The sequence below is a fragment of the Flavobacterium odoriferum genome, assembly GCF_025499515.1.
Classification (GTDB): domain Bacteria; phylum Bacteroidota; class Bacteroidia; order Flavobacteriales; family Flavobacteriaceae; genus Flavobacterium; species Flavobacterium odoriferum.
Window position 1 is genome coordinate 1 of record NZ_JAMKFA010000005.1, and the last position, 14,919, is coordinate 14,919.

The window sequence follows — 14,919 nt, forward strand, 5'->3', positions numbered from 1 at the left end:
GTTTGTCCTGAACAAATTGTATTGGCTGAAATGGTTGACGTTGGAGATGGCGGTGAACAATCTATAATAACACAATCAAAACTTGTAATTGCAGGACAAGACAATGTAAAATCCTCTACTCTTACCCAAATTGTTGTTACTGGATTTGTAGCTATAAACGCAGGTGAAATCTGAGGAGCACCTGCTTCTGCATCTAACTGAGTAGCAAAGAAATAAACATCGTAATCAGCTGGGTTTAAAGCTCCTAATATTTCTGGGATCTCGTCATTTAAGTTGAATACATTACTACAACTCTCTAAATCATCTGGTGTTAAATTAATTGCTGGAGCATCTAAGAAGTCAATACATTTTGAAGCGGTTGCTGAACAATTAAAATCATTAGAAACTATAACTGTATAACAAACTGTCCCAGAAGTTGGAGATTCAACAGTTGCTGTTGTACCCGAAGTTCCAGTTATTGTTGGATCTGCTACCCAAGTAACAGAAGTAATTGCTGGTGTAAAACTTAAACTAGTAGGTGTTAATGATGGTGCAAAATTAATCGACCAACTAAAAATATATCCATTATCTATAGCATCCTCATCTGAAACTCTGATTGTCCATATTCCATTTAAAGGACTTCCTAATAAAGGAGCAAAACCTCCACTTGGCAAATATGTTCCTGCTTGTTTTGTTAGATTACCATCTGTAGCTATCGTGGTTGGCCCTGCAACTAAAGTGGTTGTACCTGATGCAGAGAAACAATAGTTAAATCCAACACCAGGAATAGTTGAACCATCATCATTAGCATCTCCTAAATAGGTACCACCACCACCTGGATATGCTTTTAATTCAGCAACCTGTCCTGACGGGCTTATAATTTCAATACGCAAATCTCCCAAAAAAGAATGCTCCATATTAAGACAAATACTTTGTATTTGATTTACATTAGTTAATGTAGTGGTAGAATCAAAACAATCAACAACAACAGAAGTTTCATAAGAAACACCATCTCCATCCGGTAAATATGTAGTTCCACTCACAGGTGGCGCACAATTGTAATCATAAGTTTGTGTAGATACAATTGCCTGTAAATCAAGAGGCGTATTTATACATTGTTCATCTGAATCAGAATAAATAGATACACTTGGTGGATCAGCGACTTGAACAACTTGATTAATAAAGTTTGAATTAATACATTCCGAAGGGTCTCTAACTACAACATTAACTCGATAAACTCCAGCCGTTGGAAATGTATGTGTAACCGATTGCCCTACAGCTGTTGAACCATCATCAAAATTCCAAGTGTAGGTTGCTCCCGTTCCACTAGTTGAAAAAGTAGCCGCTCCATTAAATGTGATGGATTGCCCAGCGCAAATTTTAATAATACCATCTGCCGCAGGCGCTGGTGTTGAACTTGCGAGACTTGCTATAATAGTTTGACAAGGTGTTACGCAACTAATATTTGCACTCCAACCAGAAGCTGTATTTACTGTATCTGATGTAAAAACAAAAGTTAAACAACCCGAGGTATTTGCTGCGGTTGGTTGCAAAGTTAATGGTAAATCAGTTCCTGTATATGTTTGCAATAACGGTGCAGTAGTAGAATTACCATCATAAACATATAAAAAATCTGCATTGTTTTCTAAATTAAATTGTGTAAAAACAAATCTAATTATACTTCCTGGTGTAGAAGGACAAAAAGTTTTTGTAAAATTTTGTGAGTTACTATAATTACCCGTACCACCAGAATCTAAAAAAGTACCTGTACATGTGTTTACAGGTGCATTAGACATATTATAGGTTTGTGCCGATAATCCAAGTGAAAATAGAACAAAGAAAAGTAAAATGTATTTTTTCATCATGAGTTCTTAAGATTTAGGATTAATAATAATTAACCAATCTGTATTGTCAATTCTGTACACCTTAGTGTGTGGTGAGAAGAAATTCAAATCATATTTCAATATATTAAAACTACTTTGGTCAAAATTTGTATCTCTTGTAATTTCACCATTATATTTATTAAACAATGGCTGTTGAGAAAGTTTTGGGAATTTTTCACTTTGGTCTAATGCAACATTACTAAATAATACTCTTTCTCTTAAAAGTATTAGTAAGTTTTTATAGTGTTGACTGTCTTTAGTAATATTAGTACCAAAAACTTCTCCAATAAATTGTTGTTCTAAATCTGGGTTTGATTTAGCGGTGGTCTGGGAATATGCAGTGTTAAACAATAAAATCGATAACACAACAATTAATTTTTTAAATTTCATAGTTTTTAATCATAGTTGTTAAAGCAAATTTAACAAAAATTTAAACTTGACAATTATTTTTCTAATAATTAACATATTGAAATTATTTTTAAAGTTTATTATTTATCTTTGCAACCAATTAAAAATTGCTAAAAAACTAATTAATACCAATGATACAAAACGAGGATTTTCAGGACGAAATGGGAAATAATCATATTGCAACAAGCGCTCAAACACCCATGCGTGATGATGCATTTGCTATTTCTGATGATGAAAAAATTGAATTGATAAAAAAAGACGTTGAAAATATACTAAACACGCTTGGATTAGATTTGACCGATGATAGTTTAAAAGGCACTCCTAATCGTGTGGCAAAAATGTTTGTAAAAGAAATTTTTGGTGGACTAAATCCTGTAAAAAAACCAAGTTCTTCTACATTTGACAATAAATATAAGTATAATGAAATGCTTGTAGAAAAAAACATTGTGGTTTATTCTACTTGCGAACATCATTTATTACCAATTGTGGGTCGTGCTCACGTAGCCTATATTTCAAACGGAACTGTAGTTGGTTTATCTAAAATGAATCGAATAGTTGATTATTTTGCTAAAAGACCTCAAGTTCAAGAACGTTTAACGATTCAAGTTGTACAAGAATTACAAAAAGTATTAGGAACTGATGACGTTGCTTGTGTAATTGATGCGAAACACTTGTGCGTAAACTCTAGAGGTATTCGTGATATTGAAAGTAGCACAGTAACTGCTGAATTTGGCGGAAAATTCAAAGAAGAGAAAGTTCGAAGAGAGTTTTTGGATTATATTAAGTTAGATACGCAGTTTTAAGTTGGAAGTTGAGTGACGGAAGATGGAAGTTTTGGCTAAATTTTGTTTAGCGGTTGACTATGGTTAGAAGATTCCTTACAAGCTCAGAATGACAAAATCAAAAAACTTGAAACTTGAAACCTAAAACTAAAAAATAGCCCTGATAGTAATGAAAAGCCCACAGCAATAAAAATGTAGTTTTTGTTGTTTTAAAAATGCGACCTAAGAAGCACTTTTTAAAACGTAGAAAAACAAGTTTTTATGCGAGGACTTGTAATGAATAGCAGGAATAGCTTCAAAAAAATATCAATAATGGAATTATATAAAAATCAATCGTTGCAAATATACAATACGCTTTCGGGCGAAAAATCGACCTTTACTCCTATTCATGATGGAAACATTGGTATGTATGTTTGTGGACCAACGGTTTACAGTAATGTACACTTGGGCAACGTACGTACTTTTATGAGTTTTGACGTGATTTTTAGATATTTATTACATTTAGGTTACAAAGTAAGATATGTTAGAAACATTACAGATGCCGGACATTTAACCGATGATGGCGATGTGGATAACGATCGTTTTGTGAAACAATCGCGCTTGGAAAAATTAGAACCTATGGAAATTGTACAGAAATATTCTGTTGATTTTCATAAAGTATTAGATACATTCAATTTTCTTCCACCAACGATTGAGCCTACAGCAACCGGACATATTTTAGAGCAAATTGAGTTAACTCAAAAATTAATTGATACCGGATTTGCATACGAAAGCAATGGTTCGGTTTATTTTGATGTGTTTGCTTACAATGAAAAAGGCTTGAATTATGGCGAATTGAGCAATAGAAATATTGACGAATTATTTGCCAATACCAGAGATTTAGACGGACAAAGCGAGAAGAAAAACCCGCAAGATTTTGCACTTTGGAAAAAAGCTTCTCCAGCTCATATCATGCGATGGAATTCACCTTGGGGCGAGGGTTTTCCTGGTTGGCATTTAGAATGTACAGCTATGAGTACGAAATACTTAGGCGAAACATTTGATATTCACGGTGGTGGAATGGATTTAAAATTCCCGCATCATGAGTGTGAAGTGGCACAAGGAAAAGCGTGCAACGGTCATTCTCCAGTAAATTATTGGATGCACACCAATATGCTTACCATGAATGGATTGCGTATGAGTAAATCGACTGGAAACTATATTCTTCCAATGGAATTGGTGACAGGTGAAAACAACTTTTTTGAAAAACCATTTGAGCCTAATATCGTTCGTTTTTGTTTTTTACAAGCACATTATCGAAGTGTTTTAGATATTTCTAACGATGCGATGGTTGCCAGCGAGAAAGGATATAACCGTTTGATGGAATCATACAAATTACTTCCTATGTTAAAAGCAAGCAACACTTCTTCTTTAGATATTGCTTCTTGGAAACAAAGTTGTTATAATGCCATGAACGACGATTTTAATACGCCTATTTTAATAGCTCAATTATTTGAAGGTGCTCGATATATCAATTTAGTAAATGACGGAACAGCAACTTTAACCACAGATGATATTAAACTTTTAGAAACTACACTTTCTAATTTCTTATTTGATGTGTTAGGAATGAATAATACTGCTTCTGGCGGCACTTCAAATACTACAGAAAAATTAAAAGGAGTTGTGGAACTATTAATTGAAATGCGAAAACAAGCAAGAGCTAATAGAGATTTTGCTCTTTCTGATCAAATTCGTGACCAATTATTAACACTAGGTATTCAATTAAAAGATGGAAAAGAAGGAACTACATTTTCGGTGTAATTGTTTCATCATTATAATTAAAAAAAAGCACAACTATTTTAGTTGTGCTTTTTTTATACAAAAGAAATAGAGCCACCTTATTAAGATAGCTCTACTTACTATTTAAACTAACCAATACTCTAACAAAATGCTAGAATAAGAATTTTACACCAACTCTTAATCCACCAACACTTCTTGTTCCAGGATTTAAATCAAATGGGTTAGCGTTAAAGCTAAAGCTATTAGTGCTGTCACCTGAATCTGGTTTTAATGTAGTAGAAGTCATGTTCACTAATGAAAATGAAGTTTCAACAGTCATCCAGCTGTTTACAACATAATCAAAACCTGGAGCAATGTCTACACCAATAGAAGTTGTTTTGTCATCTGTGATTTTATCTTTTCCAAATGTCATTGGTAAAGAAGCTTGACCAAACATAAAGAATTTACCACCTAATCCCCAGTATTTTCTAACTAAAGGTTGAACGATAAAAGTGTTTGACTCAGCAATAGTAAGTGAACCTGCATCAGTAGTTGAGTTAATTACACCAATTCCTAAACCTATAGTTGTAGTTGGAGCAATAAAATAACCTGCAATTGGAACAATTGTATTTGATTTTGTTTCACTTGCACCATTATCAGTTGTAGAAAATGATACTTGACCAGCAACCCACCAAGTTCCTTCTAAACCTTTTTTCTCTTCTTGTGCGTTTGCGTTAAAACCTAATAATGCAATACCTGCTAATAATAATAATTTTTTCATTTTATGTTTTAGTTTAAAATTATGAGACAAATTTATTGTCAAGAATTGTTAAAAAAACTGATATAAATCATAGTTTGAATTTTTTTTTCGTTGTAAAATTTCGACTTAAAAAATATAAAATAGTACTTTTACAACTTAATAAATCGCTATATGTGCAATAATCATAGTCCTCTGAAATTTAGTGGATTAAAAAATATATTAATTCTTCCTTTTATCTTATTGGTGCGATTTTATCAAGCAGCAATCTCACCTTTTACTCCTGCAACTTGTAGATTTGAACCGACATGCTCAAGCTACACTATTCAAGCATTAGAAAAATACGGATTATTTAAAGGCGGTTGGTTAGCTATAAAAAGAATTCTCAGTTGTCATCCTTGGGGAAAAAGCGGCTATGACCCAGTTCCTTGAAAATTTAAAAGTTAAAAAATAGAATTTTGAGCTTGATTTTTGCTCTTGAAAATATCTTATTAGAATTTTAACAAGAAACACAATATTATTATTTATTTTTACACTTTAATCAGAAAATACAGTTATGATTTACGCATTAAATATGGTTTGGAATCCTGCTGAAGGAATAGATTTAGGTTTTTTTATGTTACGTTTTTATAGTCTTTCTTGGGTTTTGGCCTTTGGATTAGGTTGGTACGTAATGAAACCAATTTTTGTTAGAGAAAACGAATCTGTTGAATCATTAGATAAGTTATTTGTGTACACCTTAGTAGCTACAATGTTAGGAGCAAGATTAGGACACGTAATTTTCTATCAATCTGAATTATTCTATCAAGACCCATTAAGTATATTATTACCAATTAGTACAAAACCTACGCTACATTTCACTGGTTTTGCAGGATTAGCTAGTCATGGTGCTGCTATAGGAATCATAATTACAATGTTTTATATACAAAGACGTGTAATTAAACGTTCGTTTCTATGGATTTTAGACCGAATTGTAATTCCAGTTTCTCTTGGAGCTATATTTATTCGTCTAGGAAATTTTATGAATTCTGAAATTATCGGAAAACCAACATCTGCTGATAGCTTTTTAGCAATGAAGTTCATCAGAGGAGAAGAATATCAAGGGCCATTGGGAGAACCTGCAATAATAGCTCAAACTAACCTTCAAGATGCGCAGCAAGCTTTTACTGCAATTGCAACAGATCCAAAATATAAAACAATATTAGATGCATTTCCATATAGATATCCGGCGCAATTATATGAAGCAATTTGTTATGTTTTTGTCTTTGCAATTTTGATGTTTTTATATTGGAAAACCGAAGCAAGAAACAAAGCAGGTTATTTATTTGGTTTGTTTTTAATTTTACTTTGGTCAATTAGATTTGTTGTAGAGTTTTTCAAAGACAGCCAAGGAGGTTTTGAAAAATATCCAATATTTAATGCTTTATCAACTGGACAATGGTTGAGTATTCCATTTGTTATTATTGGATTTTACTTTGTATTTAAAGCAAAAGAAGTTAAACAATAGAAAAAAAGCGGTTAAGTAATTCTAACCGTTTTTTTTTATTTTCTCTTTTCAACTACTATACCAACACCTAGAATATTTGGCAAATAAGGACCTGTAAATTTGCTTTTAACAGCAACTTTATATTTTCCATTTTCAAGTGTTTCAAACGTTTTTATAGTTTGAAAGACATCGCAAATATCTCCAGTACAATCACCAATATCTTTTCCGTATTCATCAATTAACTTAACATTTATCGGCAATAATTCTGATTCTCCATCTGGAGCAGTAATTACAACTTCTAAAGGCACTTCTTTAAATTGAAACCCGCTAATATGACCAAGATGTAGTTTTAAGTCACAAGCTTCTTCAGATTGCTTGTTTTCAAAATCAAATACTCTATAATCATTTTCTTCCCAACGATTATTCTCAAAATTGGAATCAAAATCATCATATATTTTATTTTCATTACATGATAAGAAAATAAACATAAGAGCAACCAAAAGAAATTTAATATGCATAATTTATTTTTAGAATTATAAATATAAAAAAAGTCCTGATATAAAATCAGGACTTTTTAATAATATATAAAACTTAATTAGTCTTCTTTTTTGAATTCAGCCATTTTTTTAGCTTCTTTTTCACTCATTGAGTCATTCATTAATGGGGTTGCCACAAATAACGAAGAGTAAGTTCCTACTAAAATACCCACTAAAATAGCAAAAACGAATCCTCTAATTGTTTCTCCTCCAAAGATAAAGATAGCAATTAAAACTACTAATGTTGTAGCAGAAGTATTGATTGTTCTACTTAAAGTAGTGTTTAATGCTTTATTAACTAATCCTTTGAAATCTGGAGATGAGTTATAATCTAAATATTCACGTACTCTGTCAAATACAATTACCGTATCGTTTAATGAATAACCAATAACCGTTAAGATAGCTGCAATGAATGCTTGGTCAATTTCCATGTTGAATGGTAAAATTGTATAGAAGAATGAGAAAATACCTAATACAATAATCACGTCATGCGCAACTGCTGCAACAGCTCCAAATCCAAATTGCCATTTACGGAAACTAATCATCAAATAAACGAACACTACAAATAATGAACCTAATACTGCCCAAATTGAGTTTGTTTTAATATCTTTTGAAACTGTTCCTGTTACTTTTGCAGATGATAATATTCCAATTGTTTTACCTTCATACAAATTAGCAAATTTTTCATAAGTCATGTCTGCTGGGAAGTTCTTCTTTAAACCATCAAATAACTTATTATTTACTTCTTGGTCAACTCCTTCACCTTCATCATCAACTTTATATTTTGTTGTAATTTTTAACTGATTATTTGTTCCATAGATTTTAACTTCAGCTCCAGCTTCACCAAATACAGCACTTAAATCTTTAGCTACTTCATCCGCTACTACAGGTTTGTCAAAACGAACTTGGTAAGTTCTACCTCCAACAAAATCAATTCCTTGGTTTAATCCTTTAGTAAATAATGAAATTAAACTTAAAACAACTAATACAGTTGAAATAGCATAAGCGATTTTCTTTTTACCTAAGAAATCAATATTTAAGTTTTTAAACCAATTTTTAGTTAACGAAGTTGAAAAAGTTAATTTTTCATTACGAACTAAACTCCAATCTAAAATCATTCTGGTAACAAATACTGCTGTAAATACAGAAGTTATAATACCAATTAATAAAGTAGTTGCAAAACCTTTGATTGGTCCTGTTCCAAATACTAATAAAATGATAGCAGTTAAAGCTGTAGTTACGTTAGCATCCACAATCGAAGATAATGCACCTTTCCATGTAAACGCGTAATCTGTTGCTTCTTGAACCGTTTTACCATTATCTAATTCTTCTTTAGCTCTTTCAAAGATAATTACGTTAGCGTCAACCGCCATACCAATTGTTAGTACAATACCTGCAATACCAGGCAATGTTAACACAGCTCCAAAACTAGCTAAAGCACCAAAGATGAATAAAATATTTACTAATAAGGCTAAGTTTGCATAGAAACCAGCTTTACCATAATACACCACCATCCATAATAATACTAATGCGAACCCTAAAATAAAAGAAATTAATCCATTATTGATAGCTTCTTCTCCTAATGATGGTCCTACAACTTCTGATTGAACAATTTCTGCAGTAGCTGGCAATTTACCTGCTCCTAATATTTTAGTTAATTCTTGTGCATCTTCAATTGTAAAGTTTCCGGAAATTCTTGAACTTCCTCCTGCAATTGCTTCATTAACTTGTGGTGCAGAATAAACAGTGTTATCCATTACAATAGCAATAAAACCTTGCTCTTTTGCTACTCTACTTGTTAATTTTTCCCATTCACGAGTTCCATAAGAATTCATGTTCATGGTTACACCTTGCTTTCCAAATTCATCTGCCTCAGCTCTTGTAGTAGTAATCATATCACCTGCTAAAGCTGGTTTACCTGAAGCATCTCCTTTTAAGAAATACAATTGAGTAAATTCTGGATTTTTTGGATCTGATTTTTCCCAAGCCATTTTAGCATACGTTAAATTAGCTGGTAATAATGCTTTGATATCTGCTCTCTTGAAATAAGAATTGATAACTGCTGTATCTTTTACTTTTGCAATACCTAATACTGGTTGCCCCATAGGTTGTTGCCCTAATAATTGTAATTTATCAAAAAGTGGATTTACTGTTGATGTTGTATCTGCTTTATCAGTTAATAAAGAGTCGATACCTGTATTTTTAACAGGAGTTGATTTTTTAGCTACTTCTGTTTTCTTTAAAGCTTCGTTTACTTGAATTAAATAGCCAAAAGCATCAGCATCTGAATGTGCAACCCAAAACTCTAACTGAGCCGAAGTTTGTAAAATTCTTTTGATTTTATCTACATCTTTTGCACCAGGTAATTCAACTAAGATTCTACCTGAGTTTCCTAATAATTGAATGTTAGGTTGTGTAACACCAAATTGGTCAATACGCTCTCTTAATACTTTGAACGCACTTTCTACAGACTCATTAACTTTTTGTTTGATAATAGGCTGAACTTGTTTATTTGTCATTCCTATTTCAATAATTCCATCAAGATTTTTATTTCTAAAAACATCTGCATCTGATAATTTTAAATTAGCCTTATCAGCTTCTTCAAAAAACGCATCGATGTAATCTTGATTTCCTTGTTGATTGGTTTTCGCATCAGCAAGTGCTTTGTTGAAAGCTGGATTTTTTGTTTCGTTTGCTAATCCTTTTAAGATGTCTTTAACCGAAATTTGAAGAATTACGTTTAATCCTCCTTCAAGGTCAAGACCTTTGTTGATTTGATTATCTGTTACTTCTTTGTAGGTTTTTCCAAGAAATACTTCTTCTTTTTTCAAAGAATCTAAATAACGTAGTTCTTTTTTTGAATCTCCTTTAGCAAAAGCTTTAGCATCGTTAGCTATGCCGTTTGCAACAAAAGTGAATGAAAGTTGGTATACACATACCAAAGCAAAGATAATTGCGAAAAATTTAATTAGTCCTCTATTCTGCATTACTCTATAATTTATTATTCTATTTTATAAAAACGGACAAATATATAATTTACAATAGGATTAACCAATTTTATTTTGATTAAAATGCTATTATACCCCAGATTAAAATGAAAAGCCTTTTATTAGTCAAAAATTGTTAGCTTTTACAACACAAAACAGCGACCAAAGGAAGCTGATTTTTTGTTGTTAAAAGCTGATTTTTGCGATAAAAGCTTGTAATGGAAAGCTGGATTAGGTTCAAAAAAAAACTGCCAATTGCTTGACAGTTTTTGCTGTATTTTTTGTTGAAATTATAGTACTGATTTCAAATCTGCATTCATTGCTCTAACAGCGTCTGCTGATTTTGAGAAAGCTGCTTTTTCTGCATCATTTAATTGAATATCAACTATTTGTTCTACTCCATTTTTTCCGATAATACATGGAACTCCCATACAGATATCTTCTTGTCCATACTCACCTTCTAAGAATACTGAACATGGAATCATACGTTTTTGATTGTTTAAAATACTGTCTACTAAATATGCAACAGATGCTCCTGGTGCATACCAAGCTGAAGTTCCTAATAAACCTGTTAAAGTTGCTCCTCCTACCATTGTATCAGCAGCTACTTTGTCCAATGCTTCTTGTGATAAAAAATTTGAAACTGGCGCTCCATTGTATGATGCTAAACGTGTTAATGGAATCATAGTTGTATCTCCGTGACCTCCAATAACCATACCTTGAACATCATTAGCTGGTTTATCTAATGCTTTTGATAAGAAATATTTGAAACGAGAACTATCTAAAGCTCCACCCATTCCAATTACTCTATTTTTAGGTAATCCAGTAGCTTTTAATGTTAAATAGGTCATTGTATCCATTGGATTAGACACTACTACAATAATTGCGTTTGGCGAATGAGTTAATACGTTATCCGCAACCGATTTAACGATTCCTGCGTTGATTCCGATTAATTCTTCACGAGTCATTCCTGGTTTTCTTGGAATTCCAGATGTAATTACCACTACATCACTTCCCGCAGTTTTTGAATAATCGCCAGTTGTTCCGCTTAGTTGCGTGTTAAATACAGTTGTTGTAGCACATTGCATAATATCCATAGCTTTACCTTCTGCAAAACCTTCTTTGATGTCTACTAATACTACTTCGCTTGCGATTCCTCTGTACGAAATAACATCTGCACATGTTGCACCTACGTTACCCGCACCTACTATTGTTACTTTCATTTTGTTGTGTATATTAAATATTTATAAAAATTAAAATTGATATTGTACACCTAAATTTGCGTTTACAAATTTACCAAAAGCAATTGAACTTTGCACATAAAATTTGCTTATTTGATATCTACCAGAAACTTCTCCTAAAACATTGGTTTTGTCTTTTGCAATTCGGGTAAGTAAATTATTAATTACATCTTGTACAGGCAATATTTCTTCAATAGATCCTTTTTGGCCATCTACAACATATTCAAAAGAACTTCTATTAATTATAAAATTTGTAATTAATTCAAACTTTTTAAATTCTTTTGAAGCACTTAGCTGAAAATGATACGTATCTACTAAACCACTAAAATTATTAATTCCTAAATTTCCGTAGGCAGTATCGATATCTAAAAAATCAAAACTTATATCTTCTTTTGAATAAATAGCAGCTGCAGCAAAATGAATGTTTATAGCTTCAATTTTTGGAAAATATTGACTAAAGTTATGTTTTAATCCAAAACCATACACTTGGTAATCACCCCTTTTAAGTTTTGTTTTAGTCGAATATCTTGCTAAAAATTCAAATCCGTATGGTAATTCAATTCCACCTTGTAAATAAGGATAAACAACTGTTTCTTGATCAATTCCTTGTGGTGTTTCAAAACGAACTTCTTCGCCGCCTAAATCACCTACCAGATATACCTGATTATCATTTCCTATAGCGGTTGGAACAGTTGCTGATGTAGCACCTTCAATTTCAAAAAATTGAAAATCGGAATTTTGAATCGTAAATTTTCTATCTCTTTTTGGAACAAAAAACACATTGGTATGCAACCCTAAAGTAACTTTCCATTTTTCTTTCTTTTTGGGAGAATTTACCCACGCAGATGAAGCTTGATAAACCGCAGCATCTGTAGCAGGAACTATATATTGCTCAGAATACAAAAGGGCATCTGAAAGCAGATACCCTATTTGTTCTAATTCGGTAGATGATTGCCCCTTTACTTTTTGTGTAAAAAAGAAAGCAACAAAAAATGCTATTATTAGACTTGATTTACGCATCAATTTTTGCGTAAGCAGCATTTTTCTCAATAAATTCTCTACGAGGTGGTACTTCATCACCCATTAACATCGAGAAAACTCTATCAGCTTCAGCCAAACTATCAATTGTAACTTGACGTAAAGTTCTATAATTTGGATTTAATGTTGTTTCCCATAATTGCTCTGCATTCATCTCTCCAAGACCTTTATAACGTTGAATAGCAGCACTTCCTCCCATTCTTTCGTTAGCTAAATCACGTTGATCGTCGTTCCAAGCATATTCTTTTTTGTTACCTTTTTTAACCAAGTACAAAGGTGGAGTTGCAATATATACGTGACCACCTTCTATTAATTCTTTCATAAATCTAAAGAAGAATGTTAGAATCAATGTTGAAATGTGAGAACCATCGACATCGGCATCACACATAATCACAACTTTATGGTAACGTAATTTAGTAAGGTTTAAAGCTTTACTATCTTCTTCAGTACCAATTGTAACACCTAAAGCTGTAAAAATATTACGAATTTCTTCGTTTTCAAATACTTTATGTTGCATTGCTTTTTCAACATTCAAAATCTTTCCACGTAATGGTAAAATAGCTTGAAAAGCTCTATCTCTTCCTTGTTTTGCTGTTCCACCTGCCGAATCTCCCTCGACAAGGAAGATTTCACATTTTGCTGGATCTTGCTCGGAACAATCTGATAATTTACCCGGTAATCCTCCGCCACCCATAACGGTTTTACGTTGCACCATTTCACGAGCTTTTTTGGCAGCATGACGTGCTTGAGCAGCTAAAATTACTTTTTGAACAATGATTTTTGCATCATTTGGATTTTCTTCCAAATAATTTTCTAACATTTCAGAAACCGCTTGAGAAACTGGAGAAACTACTTCTCTATTTCCTAATTTAGTTTTGGTTTGACCTTCAAACTGTGGTTCTTGAACTTTTACCGAAATAATAGCTGTTAAACCTTCACGGAAGTCATCTCCAGAAATTTCAAATTTTAATTTATCTAACAATCCAGAAGCATCAGCATATTTTTTCAAAGTACGAGTTAATCCCATACGGAAACCTTGCAAGTGCGTTCCGCCTTCGTGAGTGTTGATGTTATTTACATAAGAAAAAATATTTTCCGAATAACTTTCATTGTAAATTAAAGCAACCTCAACAGGTATTTCTCCTTTTTCGTTTTCCATTGAAATTACATGACCAATGATTGGCACACGATTTCCATCTAGAAACTTAACAAACTCTTTTAAGCCTTCTTTTGAATGGAATGTTTCAACAGGTTGACTTCCATCTTCAGCTAAGTTTCTTTTATCTGTTAAAGTAATAGTAATTCCTTTATTTAAGAAAGAAAGTTCACGTAAACGAGAAGCTAATGTATCATAAGAATATTCTAAAGTTTGAGTAAAAATGGTTGCATCAGGTTTAAAAGTAACCATTGTACCTCTTTTATCTGTAGTTCCAATTTGTTTAACTGGATACATTGCTTTCCCTTTTTCGTATTCTTGCTCATAGATTTTACCTTCACGATAAACCGTTGCACGTAAATGATCAGAAAGTGCGTTTACACACGAAACACCAACACCGTGTAAACCTCCAGAAACTTTGTATGAATCTTTATCAAATTTACCTCCGGCTCCAATTTTAGTCATTACAACCTCAAGTGCAGAAACACCTTCTTTTTTGTGTAAATCAACTGGAATACCACGACCGTTATCTTCAACTGTAATGGAATTATCTTCGTTTATAGCTACATAAATTGTATCACAATGACCGGCTAAAGCTTCATCGATAGAGTTATCTACTACTTCATACACCAAATGGTGCAAACCTCTTACTCCAGTATCGCCAATATACATGGAAGGACGCATTCTTACGTGCTCCATTCCTTCTAATGCCTGAATACTGTCTGCCGAATAATTGTTTTTCTTAACTTCTTCGCTCATATAATTTTACTCTTAAAATATTCGATTTTTATTAACAGACAAATATAACCATTCCGTCAAAAAATAGACTACAAATAAGCATAAAAAGCCATTAAGTTATTAACATTTGTTGAAAAACAAAAACGCCAGCTATTTCTAACTGACGCTTC

Annotated in this window: 12 protein-coding genes; 4 read left to right on the forward strand and 8 right to left on the reverse strand. The window is 32.4% G+C overall.

What is annotated here, in order from left to right:
• Together M9Q43_RS04515 and M9Q43_RS04520 are read right to left on the reverse strand one after the other, a co-directional pair.
• The coding region (locus tag M9Q43_RS04515) for a PKD domain-containing protein (RefSeq protein WP_262317780.1) at positions 1 to 1,844 on the reverse strand (1,844 nt) is incomplete at its 3' end.
• A 6-nt stretch (positions 1,845 to 1,850) separates the two neighbouring features.
• Entirely contained in the window at positions 1,851 to 2,252 is a 402-nt protein-coding gene (locus M9Q43_RS04520) for a hypothetical protein (protein WP_262317781.1), read from the reverse strand.
• A gap of 149 nt (positions 2,253 to 2,401) precedes the next feature.
• Here M9Q43_RS04520 and folE point away from each other — a divergent pair, with 149 nt between their 5' ends.
• Both folE and cysS read left to right on the forward strand, forming a co-directional pair.
• Positions 2,402 to 3,073: a GTP cyclohydrolase I FolE gene (folE, locus tag M9Q43_RS04525; protein ID WP_262317782.1), complete on the forward strand. Its 672-nt coding sequence runs from the start codon at positions 2,402 to 2,404 to the stop codon at positions 3,071 to 3,073.
• 291 nt (positions 3,074 to 3,364) lie between these two features.
• Positions 3,365 to 4,852, forward strand: a complete 1,488-nt coding sequence (gene cysS, locus M9Q43_RS04530; RefSeq protein ID WP_262317783.1) for a cysteine--tRNA ligase — start codon at positions 3,365 to 3,367, stop codon at positions 4,850 to 4,852.
• Positions 4,853 to 4,982: 130 nt separating this feature from the next.
• Here cysS and M9Q43_RS04535 read toward each other — a convergent pair whose 3' ends face one another.
• Positions 4,983 to 5,591 (reverse strand): hypothetical protein, encoded by a 609-nt coding sequence (locus M9Q43_RS04535; RefSeq protein ID WP_262317784.1) that lies wholly within the window; start codon positions 5,589 to 5,591, stop codon positions 4,983 to 4,985.
• 150 nt (positions 5,592 to 5,741) lie between these two features.
• Here M9Q43_RS04535 and yidD point away from each other — a divergent pair, with 150 nt between their 5' ends.
• Positions 5,742 to 5,999, forward strand: coding sequence for a membrane protein insertion efficiency factor YidD (gene yidD, locus M9Q43_RS04540; RefSeq protein ID WP_262317785.1), 258 nt, complete (start codon positions 5,742 to 5,744; stop codon positions 5,997 to 5,999).
• Between the two features lie 124 nt (positions 6,000 to 6,123).
• Positions 6,124 to 7,074: a prolipoprotein diacylglyceryl transferase gene (gene lgt / locus M9Q43_RS04545; RefSeq protein ID WP_262317786.1), complete on the forward strand. Its 951-nt coding sequence runs from the start codon at positions 6,124 to 6,126 to the stop codon at positions 7,072 to 7,074.
• 35 nt (positions 7,075 to 7,109) lie between these two features.
• Here the strand turns inward: lgt and M9Q43_RS04550 are convergent, their stop codons facing one another.
• The 5 genes from M9Q43_RS04550 to gyrB all read right to left on the reverse strand — a co-directional run bounded on the left by M9Q43_RS04550 (position 7,110) and on the right by gyrB (position 14,770).
• On the reverse strand, positions 7,110 to 7,571 hold the full coding sequence (locus M9Q43_RS04550) for a gliding motility lipoprotein GldH (protein ID WP_262317787.1): 462 nt from the start codon (positions 7,569 to 7,571) through the stop codon (positions 7,110 to 7,112).
• 77 nt (positions 7,572 to 7,648) lie between these two features.
• Entirely contained in the window at positions 7,649 to 10,576 is a 2,928-nt protein-coding gene (secDF, locus tag M9Q43_RS04555; protein ID WP_262317788.1) for a protein translocase subunit SecDF, read from the reverse strand.
• A 290-nt stretch (positions 10,577 to 10,866) separates the two neighbouring features.
• On the reverse strand, positions 10,867 to 11,799 hold the full coding sequence (locus M9Q43_RS04560; protein ID WP_262317789.1) for a malate dehydrogenase: 933 nt from the start codon (positions 11,797 to 11,799) through the stop codon (positions 10,867 to 10,869).
• A gap of 30 nt (positions 11,800 to 11,829) precedes the next feature.
• Complete coding sequence (locus tag M9Q43_RS04565; RefSeq protein WP_262317790.1) at positions 11,830 to 12,858, reverse strand: DUF6588 family protein; 1,029 nt, start codon at positions 12,856 to 12,858, stop codon at positions 11,830 to 11,832.
• Positions 12,830 to 14,770, reverse strand: a complete 1,941-nt coding sequence (gyrB, locus tag M9Q43_RS04570) for a DNA topoisomerase (ATP-hydrolyzing) subunit B (protein ID WP_262317791.1) — start codon at positions 14,768 to 14,770, stop codon at positions 12,830 to 12,832. The genes M9Q43_RS04565 and gyrB overlap by 29 nt, the downstream gene beginning before the upstream one ends.
• Between the last annotated feature and the right edge of the window lie 149 nt (positions 14,771 to 14,919).